Origin of the sequence: Pediococcus ethanolidurans (assembly GCF_964062635.1) — a bacterium.
Lineage (GTDB): Bacteria > Bacillota > Bacilli > Lactobacillales > Lactobacillaceae > Pediococcus > Pediococcus ethanolidurans.
On sequence record NZ_OZ061250.1, the window covers coordinates 745,455 to 760,069 of the forward strand.

19 protein-coding genes are annotated in these 14,615 nt (G+C 34.8%); 18 read left to right on the forward strand and 1 reads right to left on the reverse strand.

Annotation, left to right across the window (positions count from 1 at the left end; genetic code table 11):
* Positions 1 to 95 precede the first annotated feature (95 nt).
* From AB3219_RS03715 to AB3219_RS03725, 3 genes are all read left to right on the forward strand, one after another.
* Positions 96 to 1,001 carry an ROK family protein gene (locus AB3219_RS03715; protein WP_216754082.1) on the forward strand — a complete coding sequence of 302 codons (906 nt, stop codon included), beginning with the start codon at positions 96 to 98 and terminating at the stop codon, positions 999 to 1,001.
* Positions 1,002 to 1,148: 147 nt separating this feature from the next.
* Positions 1,149 to 1,613, forward strand: a complete 465-nt coding sequence (locus AB3219_RS03720; RefSeq protein ID WP_317765220.1) for an Rrf2 family transcriptional regulator — start codon at positions 1,149 to 1,151, stop codon at positions 1,611 to 1,613.
* A gap of 12 nt (positions 1,614 to 1,625) precedes the next feature.
* Positions 1,626 to 2,432, forward strand: coding sequence for a PHP domain-containing protein (locus tag AB3219_RS03725; RefSeq protein WP_057807384.1), 807 nt, complete (start codon positions 1,626 to 1,628; stop codon positions 2,430 to 2,432).
* Between the two features lie 105 nt (positions 2,433 to 2,537).
* On the opposite strand, the gene AB3219_RS03730 is transcribed toward AB3219_RS03725, so the two are convergent.
* Positions 2,538 to 3,056, reverse strand: a complete 519-nt coding sequence (locus AB3219_RS03730) for a helix-turn-helix transcriptional regulator (protein ID WP_216762812.1) — start codon at positions 3,054 to 3,056, stop codon at positions 2,538 to 2,540.
* Positions 3,057 to 3,305: 249 nt separating this feature from the next.
* On the opposite strand from AB3219_RS03730, the gene AB3219_RS03735 reads away from it, so the two are divergent.
* The 15 genes from AB3219_RS03735 (at position 3,306) to AB3219_RS03805 (ending at position 14,599) form a co-directional block, all read left to right on the forward strand.
* Positions 3,306 to 3,518: a hypothetical protein gene (locus tag AB3219_RS03735; RefSeq protein ID WP_216754677.1), complete on the forward strand. Its 213-nt coding sequence runs from the start codon at positions 3,306 to 3,308 to the stop codon at positions 3,516 to 3,518.
* Positions 3,519 to 3,558: 40 nt separating this feature from the next.
* Entirely contained in the window at positions 3,559 to 3,744 is a 186-nt protein-coding gene (locus AB3219_RS03740) for a hypothetical protein (protein ID WP_367369310.1), read from the forward strand.
* Between the two features lie 37 nt (positions 3,745 to 3,781).
* Positions 3,782 to 3,973, forward strand: coding sequence for a hypothetical protein (locus AB3219_RS03745; protein ID WP_216754679.1), 192 nt, complete (start codon positions 3,782 to 3,784; stop codon positions 3,971 to 3,973).
* Between the two features lie 379 nt (positions 3,974 to 4,352).
* Complete coding sequence (locus AB3219_RS03750) at positions 4,353 to 5,699, forward strand: GHKL domain-containing protein (RefSeq protein WP_216754680.1); 1,347 nt, start codon at positions 4,353 to 4,355, stop codon at positions 5,697 to 5,699.
* Positions 5,700 to 6,449, forward strand: a complete 750-nt coding sequence (locus tag AB3219_RS03755; protein ID WP_216754681.1) for a response regulator transcription factor — start codon at positions 5,700 to 5,702, stop codon at positions 6,447 to 6,449.
* A gap of 362 nt (positions 6,450 to 6,811) precedes the next feature.
* Complete coding sequence (locus AB3219_RS03760) at positions 6,812 to 7,636, forward strand: hypothetical protein (protein WP_216762815.1); 825 nt, start codon at positions 6,812 to 6,814, stop codon at positions 7,634 to 7,636.
* Positions 7,637 to 7,815: 179 nt separating this feature from the next.
* A complete protein-coding gene (locus tag AB3219_RS03765) occupies positions 7,816 to 8,559 on the forward strand; it encodes an ABC transporter permease (RefSeq protein WP_367369311.1) in 744 nt (247 codons plus the stop codon).
* 7 nt (positions 8,560 to 8,566) lie between these two features.
* Complete coding sequence (locus tag AB3219_RS03770) at positions 8,567 to 9,475, forward strand: ABC transporter ATP-binding protein (protein WP_260365511.1); 909 nt, start codon at positions 8,567 to 8,569, stop codon at positions 9,473 to 9,475.
* 14 nt (positions 9,476 to 9,489) lie between these two features.
* Entirely contained in the window at positions 9,490 to 9,798 is a 309-nt protein-coding gene (locus AB3219_RS03775) for a hypothetical protein (protein ID WP_216754710.1), read from the forward strand.
* 455 nt (positions 9,799 to 10,253) lie between these two features.
* The gene (locus tag AB3219_RS03780; RefSeq protein ID WP_263773614.1) at positions 10,254 to 10,766 is read left to right on the forward strand and encodes a sigma-70 family RNA polymerase sigma factor; all 513 of its coding nucleotides are present in this window, start codon (positions 10,254 to 10,256) and stop codon (positions 10,764 to 10,766) included.
* On the forward strand, positions 10,756 to 11,862 hold the full coding sequence (locus AB3219_RS03785) for a hypothetical protein (protein WP_367369312.1): 1,107 nt from the start codon (positions 10,756 to 10,758) through the stop codon (positions 11,860 to 11,862). The genes AB3219_RS03780 and AB3219_RS03785 overlap by 11 nt, the downstream gene beginning before the upstream one ends.
* Before the next feature lie 599 nt (positions 11,863 to 12,461).
* Positions 12,462 to 12,680: a helix-turn-helix domain-containing protein gene (locus AB3219_RS03790; RefSeq protein ID WP_216763183.1), complete on the forward strand. Its 219-nt coding sequence runs from the start codon at positions 12,462 to 12,464 to the stop codon at positions 12,678 to 12,680.
* Complete coding sequence (locus AB3219_RS03795) at positions 12,680 to 13,486, forward strand: hypothetical protein (RefSeq protein ID WP_216763184.1); 807 nt, start codon at positions 12,680 to 12,682, stop codon at positions 13,484 to 13,486. The genes AB3219_RS03790 and AB3219_RS03795 overlap by 1 nt, the downstream gene beginning before the upstream one ends.
* Positions 13,467 to 13,991 carry a hypothetical protein gene (locus tag AB3219_RS03800; RefSeq protein ID WP_367369313.1) on the forward strand — a complete coding sequence of 175 codons (525 nt, stop codon included), beginning with the start codon at positions 13,467 to 13,469 and terminating at the stop codon, positions 13,989 to 13,991. Before AB3219_RS03795 ends, AB3219_RS03800 begins: the two co-directional genes overlap by 20 nt.
* The gene (locus AB3219_RS03805) at positions 13,988 to 14,599 is read left to right on the forward strand and encodes an ATP-binding cassette domain-containing protein (RefSeq protein WP_367369314.1); all 612 of its coding nucleotides are present in this window, start codon (positions 13,988 to 13,990) and stop codon (positions 14,597 to 14,599) included. Before AB3219_RS03800 ends, AB3219_RS03805 begins: the two co-directional genes overlap by 4 nt.
* Positions 14,600 to 14,615 lie beyond the last annotated feature (16 nt).

The following is a 14,615-nucleotide window of genomic DNA, read 5'->3' on the forward strand; positions in this document are numbered from 1 at the left end:
ATCTGAAATAAAGTATTCCGGTCATCTCATTGAAACGGATGACTTGGTTTCGATCCTTTTTTCATACGTAACATAATATGAAGGAAGCTAATCACATGAAATATTATATTGGACTTGATATTGGTGGAACAACCATTAAATATGGTTTGGTTGATGAAACAGGGAAGATTTTAGAAAAAGATGCCATCAAAACTAGTATCAAAGGTGAAGAAATTCTTCAAAATATTGAAAAAATCGTCAAACAATTTAAAACCGAACAGACTATTACAGCGATTGGGGTAAGTGCTCCTGGTATTGTGCAACAAGATGGTTTTATGACTACTGGTGGGGCAATTAAAGACTTTTTTGGAATCAATTTAAAACAAGAAATTGAAAAACGCACAGGTATTACAACAACGGTCGAAAATGATGCCAATGCGGCGGCTTTTGCTGAACAATGGCAAGGCAATGCGGTTGGTTTTCACAATTATTATTGCATGGTCATTGGTACCGGTATTGGTGGTGGTTTAGTCATCAATGATCAGATTTATCGTGGCGGTCACGGGATGGCCGGTGAATTTGGGATGATGTCTGTGATGAATGTAAATAATGATCAAAATCTGGAACTAAACAGTTTGAGTTTTACCGGTGCTACCGTTTTTGGCCTTTTAAACTATTACAATCACCACAGTGGCAAGCCAAAATTGACAGATGCCCGTGTTGTGTATGATTTAGCTGATAAAAAAGATGAGGTGGCCTTAGCAAGCCTTGATTTCTTCTATACGGCTATTGCTAAGGGAATCATTAACTTAATGGTGGCGATTGATCCAGAAATTGTGTTAATTGGTGGTGGAATTTCAGTTAATCCTAGATTCATTGCCGGCCTCCGTGAAAAAATTGCAGATCTCAAATCTCGAAATAGCGATGTTCGTGATCTAACCTTTGCAGAAGTAAAACCAGCCAAATTGCATAATGATGCGGGAATTATTGGTGCAGTTTATCGCGCGATTCAAGCAAAATAGTTTCTTTGTATCACACGTATTGTATAAACTGATTAAATAGCTTGTCACGACAATTATCAACGTCATTTTTTACTGAAGACAAATCCCAAGAATATTTAAAATTGTGTTAAAATGTATGTGCAAGCATTAACAAGGGGGTCCGATCAAATGAAGCTGGATTTTTCAGTGGCAGTGCATAGTTTGTTTTACTTGGAAGAAAACAGTCCACGTAAAATTGCGAGCCGCGAATTAGCTGGTTGTTTAGATCTAAATGCGGTGGTTATTCGCAATATTTTGTCAGTCCTCCATAAAAAAGGCTATATTGAAGGAACAGTAGGAAAAAATGGTGGTTATCAACTGAAAAGAAAACTGGCCGATATTAATGTCGGTGAGTTATACGATGTGACCATTCCGCCAACATTAAGTTATGCGCGGTTTATCACGGGAAAATCAGAAGGTATAAAAAAAGACGACCATATTTCTAATAATATGTCAGAGACGCTAACAGATTTATTCACGTTAGCGGACGATCAGTATCGGGCATTTTATCATCGCTTCACATTAGCAGATTTGAAACAGGATTTGTATCATCATGGATATGTAAAACAATTAATCAAAAATAACGATAAGTGAGATGATTTTTCTATGGATTATTATGATCAACATGTACATACAGACTTTTCATTTGATTCAGATGAAAAAATGGCGGCGTATTTAAAGCTTGCTGGAGAAAACTTTGTCAGCACAGAGCACTTGGATTTTAAGGATCCAGAAGATAAAAATGGTGATGAATTACTGGATTATGATGCCTATTCGCGTGAGATCCACCGTTTGGAAGAAGAGACGGGTAAGCACATCTTTAAAGGTGTTGAAATCGGCTATTTTGCTGGTCGCGAAAATGATATTAAAACCTATTTGAAGAAACATGACTTTGATATTAAACTTTTGAGTTTTCATCGGAGTCCAGATTTTGATTTCAGTGACAGCATTGTGTCACAAATGGATCCTTTGAAGGTGGCTGATCAGTATTATCGATTAATGTGGAAGGGAATCAATGCCTTTCATGATGCAGATGTGCTAGCTCACTTTGATTATGGGGTTCGTAAGCTTAGTTTAACTTCAGGCATGTTTGAGACAACGGCTGGTGTGTTATTGGCAAACATTTTAAAACTCGCTGTGCGTTACAATATGGCGTTTGAATTGAATACAACCAGTATGTATAAATACCACAATATCGGGCTGTATGATTATGCGGTTGAAATTTATAAACAACTGGGTGGTAAACGTTATACGATTGGTTCAGATGCACATGATACTTCGCAGTACATGCGTAATTATGAAAATGCGGTTGATATGTTGAAGGCACATGACATTCATCATGTGAATATTTATCGTAAGAATGCCATGATTATCGTACCTTTGGATGATGTGGATGAAGGCATTAAGTACTAAAATAATAAAGGATTCGTGAAAATAAGAGTTAAAAATCAAAAATTCGATTTTTAACTCTTATTTTATTTTTATAAAACTGAAAATGTTTTATAACGGAACACAACGTTACTTAATTTTTTGAACAGTTGTGGTTCCGGGCATGAAGAAAGTGTCATTGATAATAATGTAAGAACTGTATAAACTAAATAGAAAAATAACAATACTAGTTAGTAAAACTATTTTATGTAACAGATGATTTGTCTTGTTTCGCCAGATAACAAAAAAAGGTAAGATAACTCCTAAAAACGGAATAAAGGCACTGATCATTAAAATGATAAAAAGAAGAAGTAGTTCCTCTTTAGAATTGAAAGTTTTAGTGATTTTATAATTTAATGGTTTGTGTTGATTTTTCATTTCAGAAACGGGTGATTCAATTTTTTCTCGCGTTACTTGATCGTCTTGTAAAAGATCATCAATTGAACACTTGTATAACTGACTTATCAGAATAAGATTGTCCATATCAGGATAACCCCGACCGTTTTCCCAACGAGAAATGGATTGTCTAGTGATATGAAGTTCTTTTGAAACTTGATTTTGTGATAGATGAACTTTTTCTCTATATGCTTTTAATTGCGTTTTTAACATTAACTTTTCCCCCCTTAGATTTAATACGCACTATGTTTAATTAGTTGCCTGATTTGAATTTATACTAAATTAGTGAGAATGTAAATTACTAAATCGTTGTATATTTTCTTAATTACCTTAATTGAAGTTCAAAATCAACGAATGTAACGTAAGAGTTACCCAATGTAAACCAATGGCTGCTACCTATTCGATTAAATTTAGAATATGATTAAGCTATAAATTTAAATAACCCAAACTGGGGGAGAAGAAATGAAAAAGATTATTGAAAGTTGTGCAATTTGTTCACTTGGTTTAATGATCTTATCAGTTCCTAAACTGCTGGTTGTTTTTAACTTGTTAGATCATGGCAGACACTATGCAGATTATCAAATTAATTTATGGGGAGCTGCTTGGACATTGGTACTCGCTATGATGTTTAATATTGTGGTGGTTATTCTGTTGTGGGTTATCAGAAAACAATGAAGTGAATTTAGACTAATCAAATGGGTGGGGGTAATGATGTATGAAATTTATTAATCTTAGAACCTTAAGGCTGAGTTTACTAACGGATTCTTTGATTGTAATGGCAATTCCTGGTGGTAATCCAGGGAGAACAAATGCTGTACTACGAATGGTGTCCTTTGGATTAATCGCGTTGGCCATGGTTGTGGCTCTTATTAGTTACTACCAAGATAAACATCACAAATAAAACGAAAAAAGTTTTCTTATTTGAGGCGTAAAAAATTATGAAAAAAATTATCTATTCTGAAAAATTCATTCGTTTTTTAACGTTGTTGGGTCCTTTTGTAATTGCGATGGATCCATTAGACAGTTATAGTCCCCGTAATATTGCCGATAATATTATCGGGTGGGGAATATTGGCACTAGCATTCATTTTAGCAATCGCAAGATGGTTAGACCACAAATTGCAAAAGTAATTTAGATAAGAAGGTTTAATAAAATGACGACTAAGAAGAGATTTTATATTGTAATGGCAATTTTCTTTATAATTGCGTTGATAATTCTTTGGCTATTTCCAAGTTACTCTGCTATTTGGGGAATCGTTAGCATTCTTATTGGTCATTTAGTGTTAGGTCTGTTAAATGTAATTAGGCCGCTAAAAAAAGTAGAAGGGCGTTTATTTTGATGATTAACGTTAATCACGAACTATTATACGTTAATCGAAAACATCACTGTTTATATTGTGTCGTTGATACAATTTAGTTAAACTAAAGGATGTGATGCAAGACGCAGATTTGGTTTAAAGGGAGCCAGGATGAATGAATGAATTTTATTATTCATCTAAACTAACAGATAATGGTAGAATTTGGAATTGGTGAGTATCTTGTTGAAAATTTTGCGCTAATTTTTATTGTTTTATGTACAAATACTTATCTGAAGCATAATTTTGGGTTGAAAGTGGTCGCTTTAAATTTTGGTGCCAGTATTCTTTGTGCAATTTTTAGTATGATTTTGGAAGATGCTGCCTACTTACCGCTAGTTTTGGGGGCAATCATCGTCGAAATTGTCAGACAGAAGAAATTGAAAATTGATCCCAGATACGTGAATTTGATGCTAATTAGTGTCATTATTCAAATCATCTTAATCTCCATTAGTGGATACATTAGTACAACAATTTTGATGTGGGCAAATCTTTTCCACTCCATTAAGTCACTCTCGCGTGTCGGCGATATGTTGGTATTTCAGGATATAACAATTGATTTATTTTTTACCATTCTCTTATTCATTTGGTTTTATCGACATCGCGTGTGCTGGCGTCATTCGATGAATCAGATTGAAGATTTAGGCTTATCCACCCGGATTTTTTGGATGCTAATGATGATTTATGGATCTATTCAAACCATTTTAATTATTAGCGATATTCAGGATATTACGGCGATCATTCAAGCAGCTAGTATTGTAATTTTTATGTTAATTATCATTTTGATGAGTTGGCAAATGCAGTTTTTTATCAAAACATATGCTGCTCAACAAAATATTAAAGATGAAGGAATCCGAAACCAGCAGTTACATGACTATTTAGCCAGTATAGAACAACAGTATGCCGAGCTGCGTCAGTTTAAACACGATTATCAGAATGTGATGCTTTCAATGACAGAATTGGTAAAACACGATGACCGAGCAGAATTGCAGGAATATTTAAATGAATTAAAAAATAAAAAGCAGTTAAATGAGTCGCTAAGTAAAGTTAGCATTAGTGAACTTGATCATCTAAAAAACGAAACTCTGCGTGGCTTAATTATTCAAAAGTTTTTTGAAGCACGCAAAAGAGGAGTTGAGTTAGATCTGGAAATCGAACAAGAGGATCTTTTAATCGAAAAGCAGCTTGTGGATATCGTTAGAATTGTGGGGGTCCTTTTAGATAACGCGATTGAGCAGGCTGAAAAAATGCCAGATCACAAGGTTAGCTGTGCGCTTATTAAAACAGACGACACGGTTGAAATTTCAGTGGAAAATACTGTCACGTTGCCATTTAATCTTCAAAAAATATTTGAGCGCGGTTATTCATCAAAAGGATCAAATCGAGGCTTGGGTTTAGCGAATGTCAAAGAGTTGGTTAATCAAAATCCGAACTTTTATTTGGACACACAGTTGATACAACAAAAACTACGGATTACTTTAATTATTACGGGGGAAAAATAAGTGTTTTCAATCTATTTATTAGAGGATAATCTTGAACAACAAGCGTATTACAAGAAAGTTATCAAGAATACGATTATGATTAACGATTATGCAATGAAGTTGGTTTGTGCAACCAATGATGTTGAAAAGTTAGAAAGCAGCATCCTAGATCAAGAGCAGGGACTGTTCTTTTTAGATATGGAAATTGGTTCGCAAACCGATGCCGGACTGAAATTGGCCAGTAAAATTCGACAGAAGCGACCATTTGCACAAATAGTTTTTATTACAACTCACGATGAACTGGCGTTTTTAACGTTAGAGCGAAAAATTGCGCCATTGGATTATATTTTGAAAGATAAAACACTTGAAAATATTAAAAATAAAATAATAGAAGATATTAATTTAGCACGGTCTCAATATGTGGAGGCACTGTACCATCAACAGAAGCTGTTTGGTTATCGAATAGGGTCTCGTTACTTTTCAGTACCAATGAATGAACTGGTGATGTTGTATACAGTTAAGGAACGACCAGGAAGCGTCACAATGATTGCGCAAAATCGGCAGGCGGAGTTTCCCGGCAATTTGAACAATTTGGAAGAAAAGTATCCAAATTTGTTTCGTTGTGATAAAAGTTACTTAGTTAATTTAGATCATGTGACGAGCTTTGATGCCCAAGCCCGACAGTTAGAATTTAATCAGGGTTTGGTTTGTAAAGTATCGTTTCGCAAGGCAAGAGATTTAACCAAGTTAATGAAAAAGCATGGATCTTAAAATGGAGCCTACAGAATAAAATTGTAGGCTTATTTTTTTACGTTAATTAGCTAAAACAGGACGTTAATTTTTTAATTGCTTGCATCTTGGAACACAGTTATAAACTATAAACATAGAAAAAATAGGGAGATAATTATTATAAAAGCAGAAAGCAAAGTCGATAGTAAAACCTATGGTGCGGCACTTACGGCAACGGTATGTGGTATTATATGGAGTTTAATACAGATTATTGGAATAGCTACAAGCTTATATTATTGGCGCAAAGGTGAGCGGCGTAACAAATAGGTAAGGTAGTAAAGGGGTGAATACTAAAACGAATATGGCTAGATTGAGTGCTTTTCACGAATTCGTTTAAAGTTTTTATGACAAAAATAAATTTACGACGTTTAAACGTTATAGCTAAATTTACGTTTAAACATAACATCAAGAAAAGTTCATACTGGTCCGGTTTGTTATGGCCGGGTTCTGTGTTAGTTATGATTTTAGCATTTGGAATCTCACCTGATGTGAACACAAATACTTTAGTATTTAGTAATTTTCCCAGAACTTTATCAATTGGCATGGCTGTGTTTGTCTTACTCTTCAGTTTGTTATTAATACCCATAACTGGGAACGAGATTGAAAATGATCGATCGTCAAAAATTAATGAGTTTTTGTGGGTCATTAGTAGGTCAGAGGATCAATTCTCTGGCAGATTACTAGGTGTCCTTTACCTTTTGATAGCAAGTTTGGGATTATACATAATTAGTTTCTCTTTTTTAATGACAACAAATAAATTGTTATCCTCGTTAATGACAGCCAGTTACAGTTACTTTGTAAATTGGCACACCTTTTTATTCATTTTACTTATGTTACAAATCTTTGGTTGGATATTGTTATTGACTGCACATATCAGCATTTACATAAAAAATCATAGTCATTTACTACAGGCTTTAACGCCAGTTTATGTGTATATCATGATTTCCATCTTTTTGTCATTCGTTACTTTGGGACATTTTTCGAGTTCTAAGTTGCTTACTGCTCTAATTTTTCCGGTGTGGTCACAGATAATTAGCAGTCAACTTGTTTTTTATCATCGTGATGATACGTCCTTTTTATTCATAAGTACGTTTCTGCAAACAATTTTGCTTGTAAGCTATTTTTGGATAGTCAAACAGAAATACCAAAAAGCTGCAATTATGGATTAATGGGGAAGTGATGAGATGAAGATACTCAAACAAAAACAAGTTTTGGCGGTAGCTTGTCATGAAATTAAAGGTCATTAAGTTCATTTACTTATTGGACAATTATTTTATGGCCATTATTAATTGCAGCAATTTTTGAACGAAGCGGAAATATTCATCTCGATCTGTCGACTAGCAATCATTTGAATTTAAATTTATTTTGGGGAAACTTTCTCCCCATATTTATTTTTATGGTTAGTCTTTCGTATGTGTCTATTATGGCTAATTCGGTGGCTACGGATAAAACGAGTAAAATTTCAGAAATGTTGTTGGCAATGGTGGATGCTAAAGAACAATTGATTGGTAAAATTTCAGCAACCTATTGCCTGATGCTTTTACATATGACGATTTATGCAGGGTTAATTTATATATACGAACGAGTGACACACGGTTTTATCGTTCAAACAATCATTAGAAATACTAGCCCCGTTTTTTTCGTGTACATCGTATTAGATGCCGCAGTGGCGTTATTTATGGCACTAGTGTGGGCTACCGAAATTGCGTCTTGTGTGACGGATGAGTCACAAGTAGCGGTGGCCATTATTCCTGTCATGTTACTGATCGGAACTGGAACGGCGGTGTCATTTTTATTTAATGCACCGCACTATTTTGATGCAGGAATTAGTGTTATGCGTGTGTATGCCAATGTTGTGTTAGCCTTTCCACCAATTGGCTCCTTGTTGATGCCGACATTATTGGCTAATCAAAATGTTGGTTACGGTGAAGCCTATTTAAGCATCGTAATTCAGTTGGTTATCATAGCTTGGCTACTAAAACAGAGTGTTCGGCAGTATCGCTTTGGCTTGTTATCATCCAAAAAAGCAAATCCGTTCTTATCAGTGCTTTCACATGAGAATACGGGCAATTCAAAAGAAAATAAAAGGTGAGGTTTAAATGATTGAACTACAACATGTTTCAAAACGGTTTGGCAATTTTAATGCGGTGTCTGATTTATCATTTTCCTTGCATGGTGGTCAAATTTTGAGTTTGATCGGGCAAAACGGAGCGGGAAAATCGACAACTTTTCACATGATTTTGGATTTCATTAAACCAGACAGTGGCAAAATCTTGTGGAATGGCAAATCTTTGACTCCTGATGCAATCACCGCGAAAATCGGATATATGCCTGAAGAACGGGGGCTCTATCCAAAGGAGACCATTAAAAGCCAATTGCTTTATTTTGCCGCACTACATGGGGTGAAAAAAGCGGAAGCTATAATACTTCTAGACGACTGGATGAAAAGACTTAATGTGGTTGGAAAAGTCACTGATAAAATTGAATCTTTATCCAAAGGAAATGCACAAAAAGTGCAACTGATTGCTTGTTTGATGTTCAAGCCACAGTTGTTAATTTTGGATGAACCATTTTCTGGATTGGATCCGGTAAATAGTGAGTTGCTGATTAAGGCGATTTTAGCGGCAAAGCAGCAAGGAACGATGGTTATCTTCTCAACCCATAATATGGATAATGTACAGAAGTTATCAGACTATATTGTTATGTTGAAACATGGTCAAACCATTTTGCAAGGGACACCAACAGAAATTTATCGACAATTCGGTCGGTTAAGATTAGATATTGAAGGATATCAGGATGTAGCACGACTTAAACGAATTAAAGGTGTCAAAAAAGTTACTTTGATGGCTAATGGCGTACACCTTGAATTGCATAATGAGCAGTGTGGTAAAGTAATTTTCGCCGAGGTTACCAAGAATGGCTATGTGCCGGTTTTTAATCAGCATTATCCTGATTTAGAAGCTATCTTTAAATATGAAGTACATAAAAAGGCTTATGATCGGTTGTAATAGGAGAGGATAATATGAAAATCGTAAAAATTAGTTTGTCTATCATTGCCATTTTACTGGGTGGTTATCTGTGTCTGACGGGGGTGGCATCCACATTGAATGATGAGCCGGCACGAATGGCAATAGTGACAGGTATGTATTGGATTTGTTGGGCAATTTTACTTTGGGTTACATCCACAACTGGTATGAACATTGTAATTGGAGTGGGATGTACAGTTATCATACTTCAGTATGTGATTTTAGGCATTGAAGTATTATTACTCTTACAGATTGTTTTATTGACAGTTTTAGTTATTATCAAACACCGAAGCAATGAACTGTAGCTTTAAATTTTGTTGAATAATGACGTTAATCATTAAAAAGTGCACGTTAATTTTTTAATTTACCGTTTTGATTTGTATGCATATATACTACATTTATGTGGTAAGTTAAATCACTAAAAACAATGGCAACGGAAAATAAGTATTTATGGGGAATAATAACAAAAGAAGAGTAGTAATACTTTCTTCGCGGGGACTTTTGTTATTTTACATAGCATGAAATAAAAGATTGTTCTCTGTAGCGTCAAGTATTCTGAAAAAACAAAATTAATGGAGAATGTCCTGTATTACTATAAGGATTCTCGTCAGAAAATGTAATCACAAACTTGTGGTTGAAATTTTTGGCGGGAATTTTTTTGAATAAGGCATAAAAAAATTACCAAATGTTGAATTTGTTGGAACATTTTATCTATGACTAGCCACTAATAGGTGTAGGAATGAAAAGAGGGGGGAACGTATTGGAAAAAGATATGGAACTGATTTTGTTAGCAAAACGAGGTGATAGAGAAGCATTAACTAAATTACTGGTTAATCGACAAGCAAAACTCTATAAAACAGCGTTGCTTTACATTCACAATAAAGACGATGCTCTGGATATTGTGCAAGAAACATCTTTGCAAGCCTTTTTGAGTATCAAGCATCTGCATCATTTACAATATTTTGATACATGGTTAATACGTATTTTAATTAATGTTTCGCGTCACCTTTATCGTCGTGAAACACCGGTACCAGAAATAGTTGAATTAACAGCAGATTGTCATAAACAAGTGGATCTGCATCAGGATTTAATGCAAGATCTTGTAATGGTTCCAGAAAAGTTTCGTGTGGTGTTGATTCTCTTTTATTTTAATGAATTACAGGAATCTGAGATTGCAAAAATTTTACGAGTACCAACTGGAACGGTTAAGAGTAGGTTAAACCGCGGCCGTGAATGGCTACGAGAAAAAGGAGATGTTATTCGTGAATATTAACTGGCAGCAAGAAACAAATAAGATAAAAGTACCTGAAACTGCGGTTACTCAGGCAATAACCAGAGGACTTAATCAAGCAACTAAGCGGCAACAAAGCCATCGAAAATTAGAACTTATGCTTACTGTGGCCGCTCTTCTTAGTATTATATTATTTAATCCATTGACTATTCAGGCCGGAGGTGTTGTTCCTGCAATTCACCAACTACTTGATAAAAAAAATCAAAAAACGCAAAATTTTGATCCTACCATGAATGAAATTTTTAGTGGTCTGTCAGATGTCTCCGCTTATCAATCTGTGAATTCATCAACAGTAAAGGGGGATGGATTAACAATTCAAGTTAGAGGTGTAATGACATCTGCGGGTATTAAAGCATTTGTCATTGACTATAATGGTGCCTATATTAATCCTGCAGCACTTCGTCATCAGGATGTACACGTGACACTTAATCAACATCAGTCAGTCATTGATCTTGAACAAAATTATGGACAGATTGCTCTTGGGCATTACCGTCAATTTATTGCCTTCTATGTCAATGGTGATTCATCAACTAGCAATGACACCATTGATATTCGTATTGGACATGTTAATGGATCCTCGCAGAGCATTTCACTACCCACAATCAAAACTAAGCCACTTTCCACAACCGTTCATAAAGTTACTGAAAAAACTGGTAACCTTACAACTGGCCAAGGTGCAATTGATCAAATTAATTCAACTTCACATTCGTTTGTTCTCAACTATTCGGTGTCATTTGATCAGCGAAAAATGGCTAAGTCGACAGCTAGTTTAATTAAGAAAGCAACATGGATATCAGACGCAGATGTTATGGTTAATAATAAGAAAATTGGAGATTTGATGTTAGGGTCAAGTGGAGCAAAAATTGGTGAAAAACAACAAGCAAATCAGGTTACCGTGAAATTCCAATCTATTTTTGCTTCTCAATGTTATGTTGACAACCAAGGTAAGAATGTTTCAATTCAAGATCTTAATCCTCAAGCTGTTGTACGATTCAAGTTGGAGATCCCTAGTCATAGTTCTTATGATCATATATTAGGTTACTTAAATGTGCCAATTACGGCATTACTACCTGAATAGGGAGCATATAATCATCTTATTTGAAGAGAAGTAACTATGAAAAAGAGAATTTTTGCAAACAATAATCTCATTCAAAGCAATAAGTGCTTGAAATTGAAATTAATAAAAGTCTGTTTTTACGTTAATCTGTAAAAATCATACGTTAATTTTTTGTTTAGTCGTGTTAGTAAATATAGAGATACACTATAAATATGATAACAGGACATGAAACTTATTTGTTAGAGTTATTCAACTTCATTGAAGTTCAATTCTCGGCGAGATCGGCCACGTAAACTGATGGTTGCTAGAATGTAAACCACTGGTTTCTATGCAAAGAGCCGTTCTCATTGCATAATTAGTTTTGTTGATTAACAAAAATTGAAATTTATATTTTTGACAACGGAAATTTAGTACCTACGCTCTGGGGGGAGTTCATAAAATTAAAAACTGAATATACGCTTCGCTAATTAAGACGTGTATGAAGGCAGGTATTAATAAGAACAGGTAGATCTTTTACCGGTTCTTTTTTTCTAAAGTAGTAAGTTCAAAAGTGATCGATCTTGGAATTCCTTAAAAGTTTTGTTAATCGACAAAATTAACTATTTGAGGAAGTGTTTAACATGAGGGAAATTTTGTCTTACAAACGTATTCGTCAGAGAAACGGTTTGTCTCAACAAGAGGTTGCAAATAAACTCCATATTTCTCGGCAATCAGTGTCTAAATGGGAAAACGCACATGCTCAACCTAGTATTACTAATTTAGTCAAGCTTAGCCACATCTATCATGTTTCTTTGGAAGAACTAGTGTGTGGTTACAAAGTTTCAGAAAAGAGATCGTAATGAAATTAACTAGATATAATGTATTTGCGGTAGGTATCTTTTATTTTGCCTATGGTGTCTGGGCCTACATTGTTTTTATGGGCGAACCACCAGCCAGCGATGTGGGTAATAGTGTCGAAGCCGGAATTAGCTTCTTTTATAGCATTCAAGGAACTTATGAATCAGTGTTATTGATGTTGTTGCCCATGATTTGTTTGCCGTTATTCTTTGCCAATAATCTTTCTCAAGATCGTTATACAGGTTTCAATAAATTCTTGATTTATAGACTAGGATCATTGCAACGATACATACGAAATTCCTTTATTAAAACTTTTGTGATTACTTTTACGGCATCTCTTATTTGGCAATGCCTATTATTACTTGAAATTAATTTTTTAATGGCACCAATTCGAATGCTTCGGTCAAGTAGATTCTTGAGAAACTCGTTGGGTTATATCTTTTCTCAAAATGGCTATGTAAACTTGTTTTGGTTTGTTCTATTGACCTCAATCGGGTGGGCTATATTTATTTGTTTGGTACTAGCGATTAGTCTGTTCATTAAAAATCCGTATATCTTCTGGGGATTAGGGTTAATAGTAGGTCTCCTGTTGTTCATAGTTCCGACACTATTAGGAAATGGTCTAATAAGTTATTTATTTTTCCTTCCCATTTTAATTATGCCTGGAAATCAGATAATTGGTAGTAATATTCCGAGCTTGTCGCTTTATGTTCAATATACACTGACTGGTATTGTGTATGCGAGTGTGACCTGGGGTTTAATTGCGTTATTTATCAGAGGAAAATTATATGAAGAAAATCATCAATAACAAGTTTTTATTATCTACATGGTTTTTTATAGGACTCCTGGCAGTTATTGCGGTAGCTTTTGCCTATCACAGTAAAGATCTATTTTCTGGTTTAGGATTGAGTAATATTCAGGCACTTATTTTCAATAATCTTTATATTCTTTTGGCAGCTAAACAGAGTTGGCAACTCGATCATATTAACCCGTTGTTAATCCCTAGAATGGGTAAAAAATTATACTTACAATTTATGGAAATGACGGCAGTTATTCGTGTTAGTTTATATATTGGAATTGAGACGATGCTTGCCTTAATGATCATTCCAATTCATGCTCAATTGGGCGCCATTACCTTAATTTTTGTTTTAGTTAATTGGTGTCAGGGCATTATTTTTGAAGTAAGCATCAACGCCTTTTTATTCAGAATTAATAAAGTATTTGGCCTAATATTGGCGATGGGTTTAAATATTATGGTGCACTATGAAATCATCATGAACATTTTAGGAAAGGCGGTAGGGATGGTACAATGACGAATTTATTAGTAGTTGAAAAGGTTATTAAGAGTTATAAGGAAGCAGTCGTTTTAGAAAATGTGAGTTTGCAGATCGCAAATAAAGGACAAATCATTCAATTAAAGGGAATTAATGGTTCAGGAAAATCGACACTGTTTAAGTTAATTGCGGGGTTGGAAAAACCAGATAGCGGTAAAATTTTATTGAATTCAAACACTAATCTAGGGGCGTTGATTGAAAATCCTGGATTCTTGGAAAACTTTAGTTTAGCCTATAATCTTCGCTATTTAGCAAGTATCAAGTCTCGTTTGAACGAAGCATATGCGGAAAAGCTCTGTCAAACACTGGCATTAGATTTGCATAGCCACACCAAAATGAAAAATTATTCTGTCGGAATGCGTCAAAAGGCTGGAATTATTCAGGCCATAATGGAAAAGCAAAATCTCATTTTGTTAGATGAGCCTTCTAGGGGTTTGGATCAAGAAAGTTTGCAAAAATTTGTAACGCTTATGAACCAATTGCGACAACAGGGCCGCAGTATCATAATCGCTTCGCATGAAATTTATGAAAAAATGGAGATTGACGAATGTTTGAAATTAGAACACGGGATCTTGTCACGTATTTAAGGCCGTTAATACTTGC

Coding starts and splice junctions, on each gene's coding strand:
- AB3219_RS03730 (WP_216762812.1), bottom strand. CDS start 3,056: ATGTTAAAAACGCAATTAAAAGCATATAGAGAAAAAGTTCATCTATCA.
- AB3219_RS03725 (WP_057807384.1), top strand. CDS start 1,626: ATGGATTATTATGATCAACATGTACATACAGACTTTTCATTTGATTCA.
- AB3219_RS03770 (WP_260365511.1), top strand. CDS start 8,567: ATGATTGAACTACAACATGTTTCAAAACGGTTTGGCAATTTTAATGCG.
- AB3219_RS03775 (WP_216754710.1), top strand. CDS start 9,490: ATGAAAATCGTAAAAATTAGTTTGTCTATCATTGCCATTTTACTGGGT.
- AB3219_RS03740 (WP_367369310.1), top strand. CDS start 3,559: ATGAAATTTATTAATCTTAGAACCTTAAGGCTGAGTTTACTAACGGAT.
- AB3219_RS03805 (WP_367369314.1), top strand. CDS start 13,988: ATGACGAATTTATTAGTAGTTGAAAAGGTTATTAAGAGTTATAAGGAA.
- AB3219_RS03715 (WP_216754082.1), top strand. CDS start 96: ATGAAATATTATATTGGACTTGATATTGGTGGAACAACCATTAAATAT.
- AB3219_RS03795 (WP_216763184.1), top strand. CDS start 12,680: ATGAAATTAACTAGATATAATGTATTTGCGGTAGGTATCTTTTATTTT.
- AB3219_RS03745 (WP_216754679.1), top strand. CDS start 3,782: ATGAAAAAAATTATCTATTCTGAAAAATTCATTCGTTTTTTAACGTTG.
- AB3219_RS03760 (WP_216762815.1), top strand. CDS start 6,812: ATGACAAAAATAAATTTACGACGTTTAAACGTTATAGCTAAATTTACG.
- AB3219_RS03720 (WP_317765220.1), top strand. CDS start 1,149: ATGAAGCTGGATTTTTCAGTGGCAGTGCATAGTTTGTTTTACTTGGAA.
- AB3219_RS03750 (WP_216754680.1), top strand. CDS start 4,353: ATGGTAGAATTTGGAATTGGTGAGTATCTTGTTGAAAATTTTGCGCTA.
- AB3219_RS03790 (WP_216763183.1), top strand. CDS start 12,462: ATGAGGGAAATTTTGTCTTACAAACGTATTCGTCAGAGAAACGGTTTG.
- AB3219_RS03800 (WP_367369313.1), top strand. CDS start 13,467: ATGAAGAAAATCATCAATAACAAGTTTTTATTATCTACATGGTTTTTT.
- AB3219_RS03735 (WP_216754677.1), top strand. CDS start 3,306: ATGAAAAAGATTATTGAAAGTTGTGCAATTTGTTCACTTGGTTTAATG.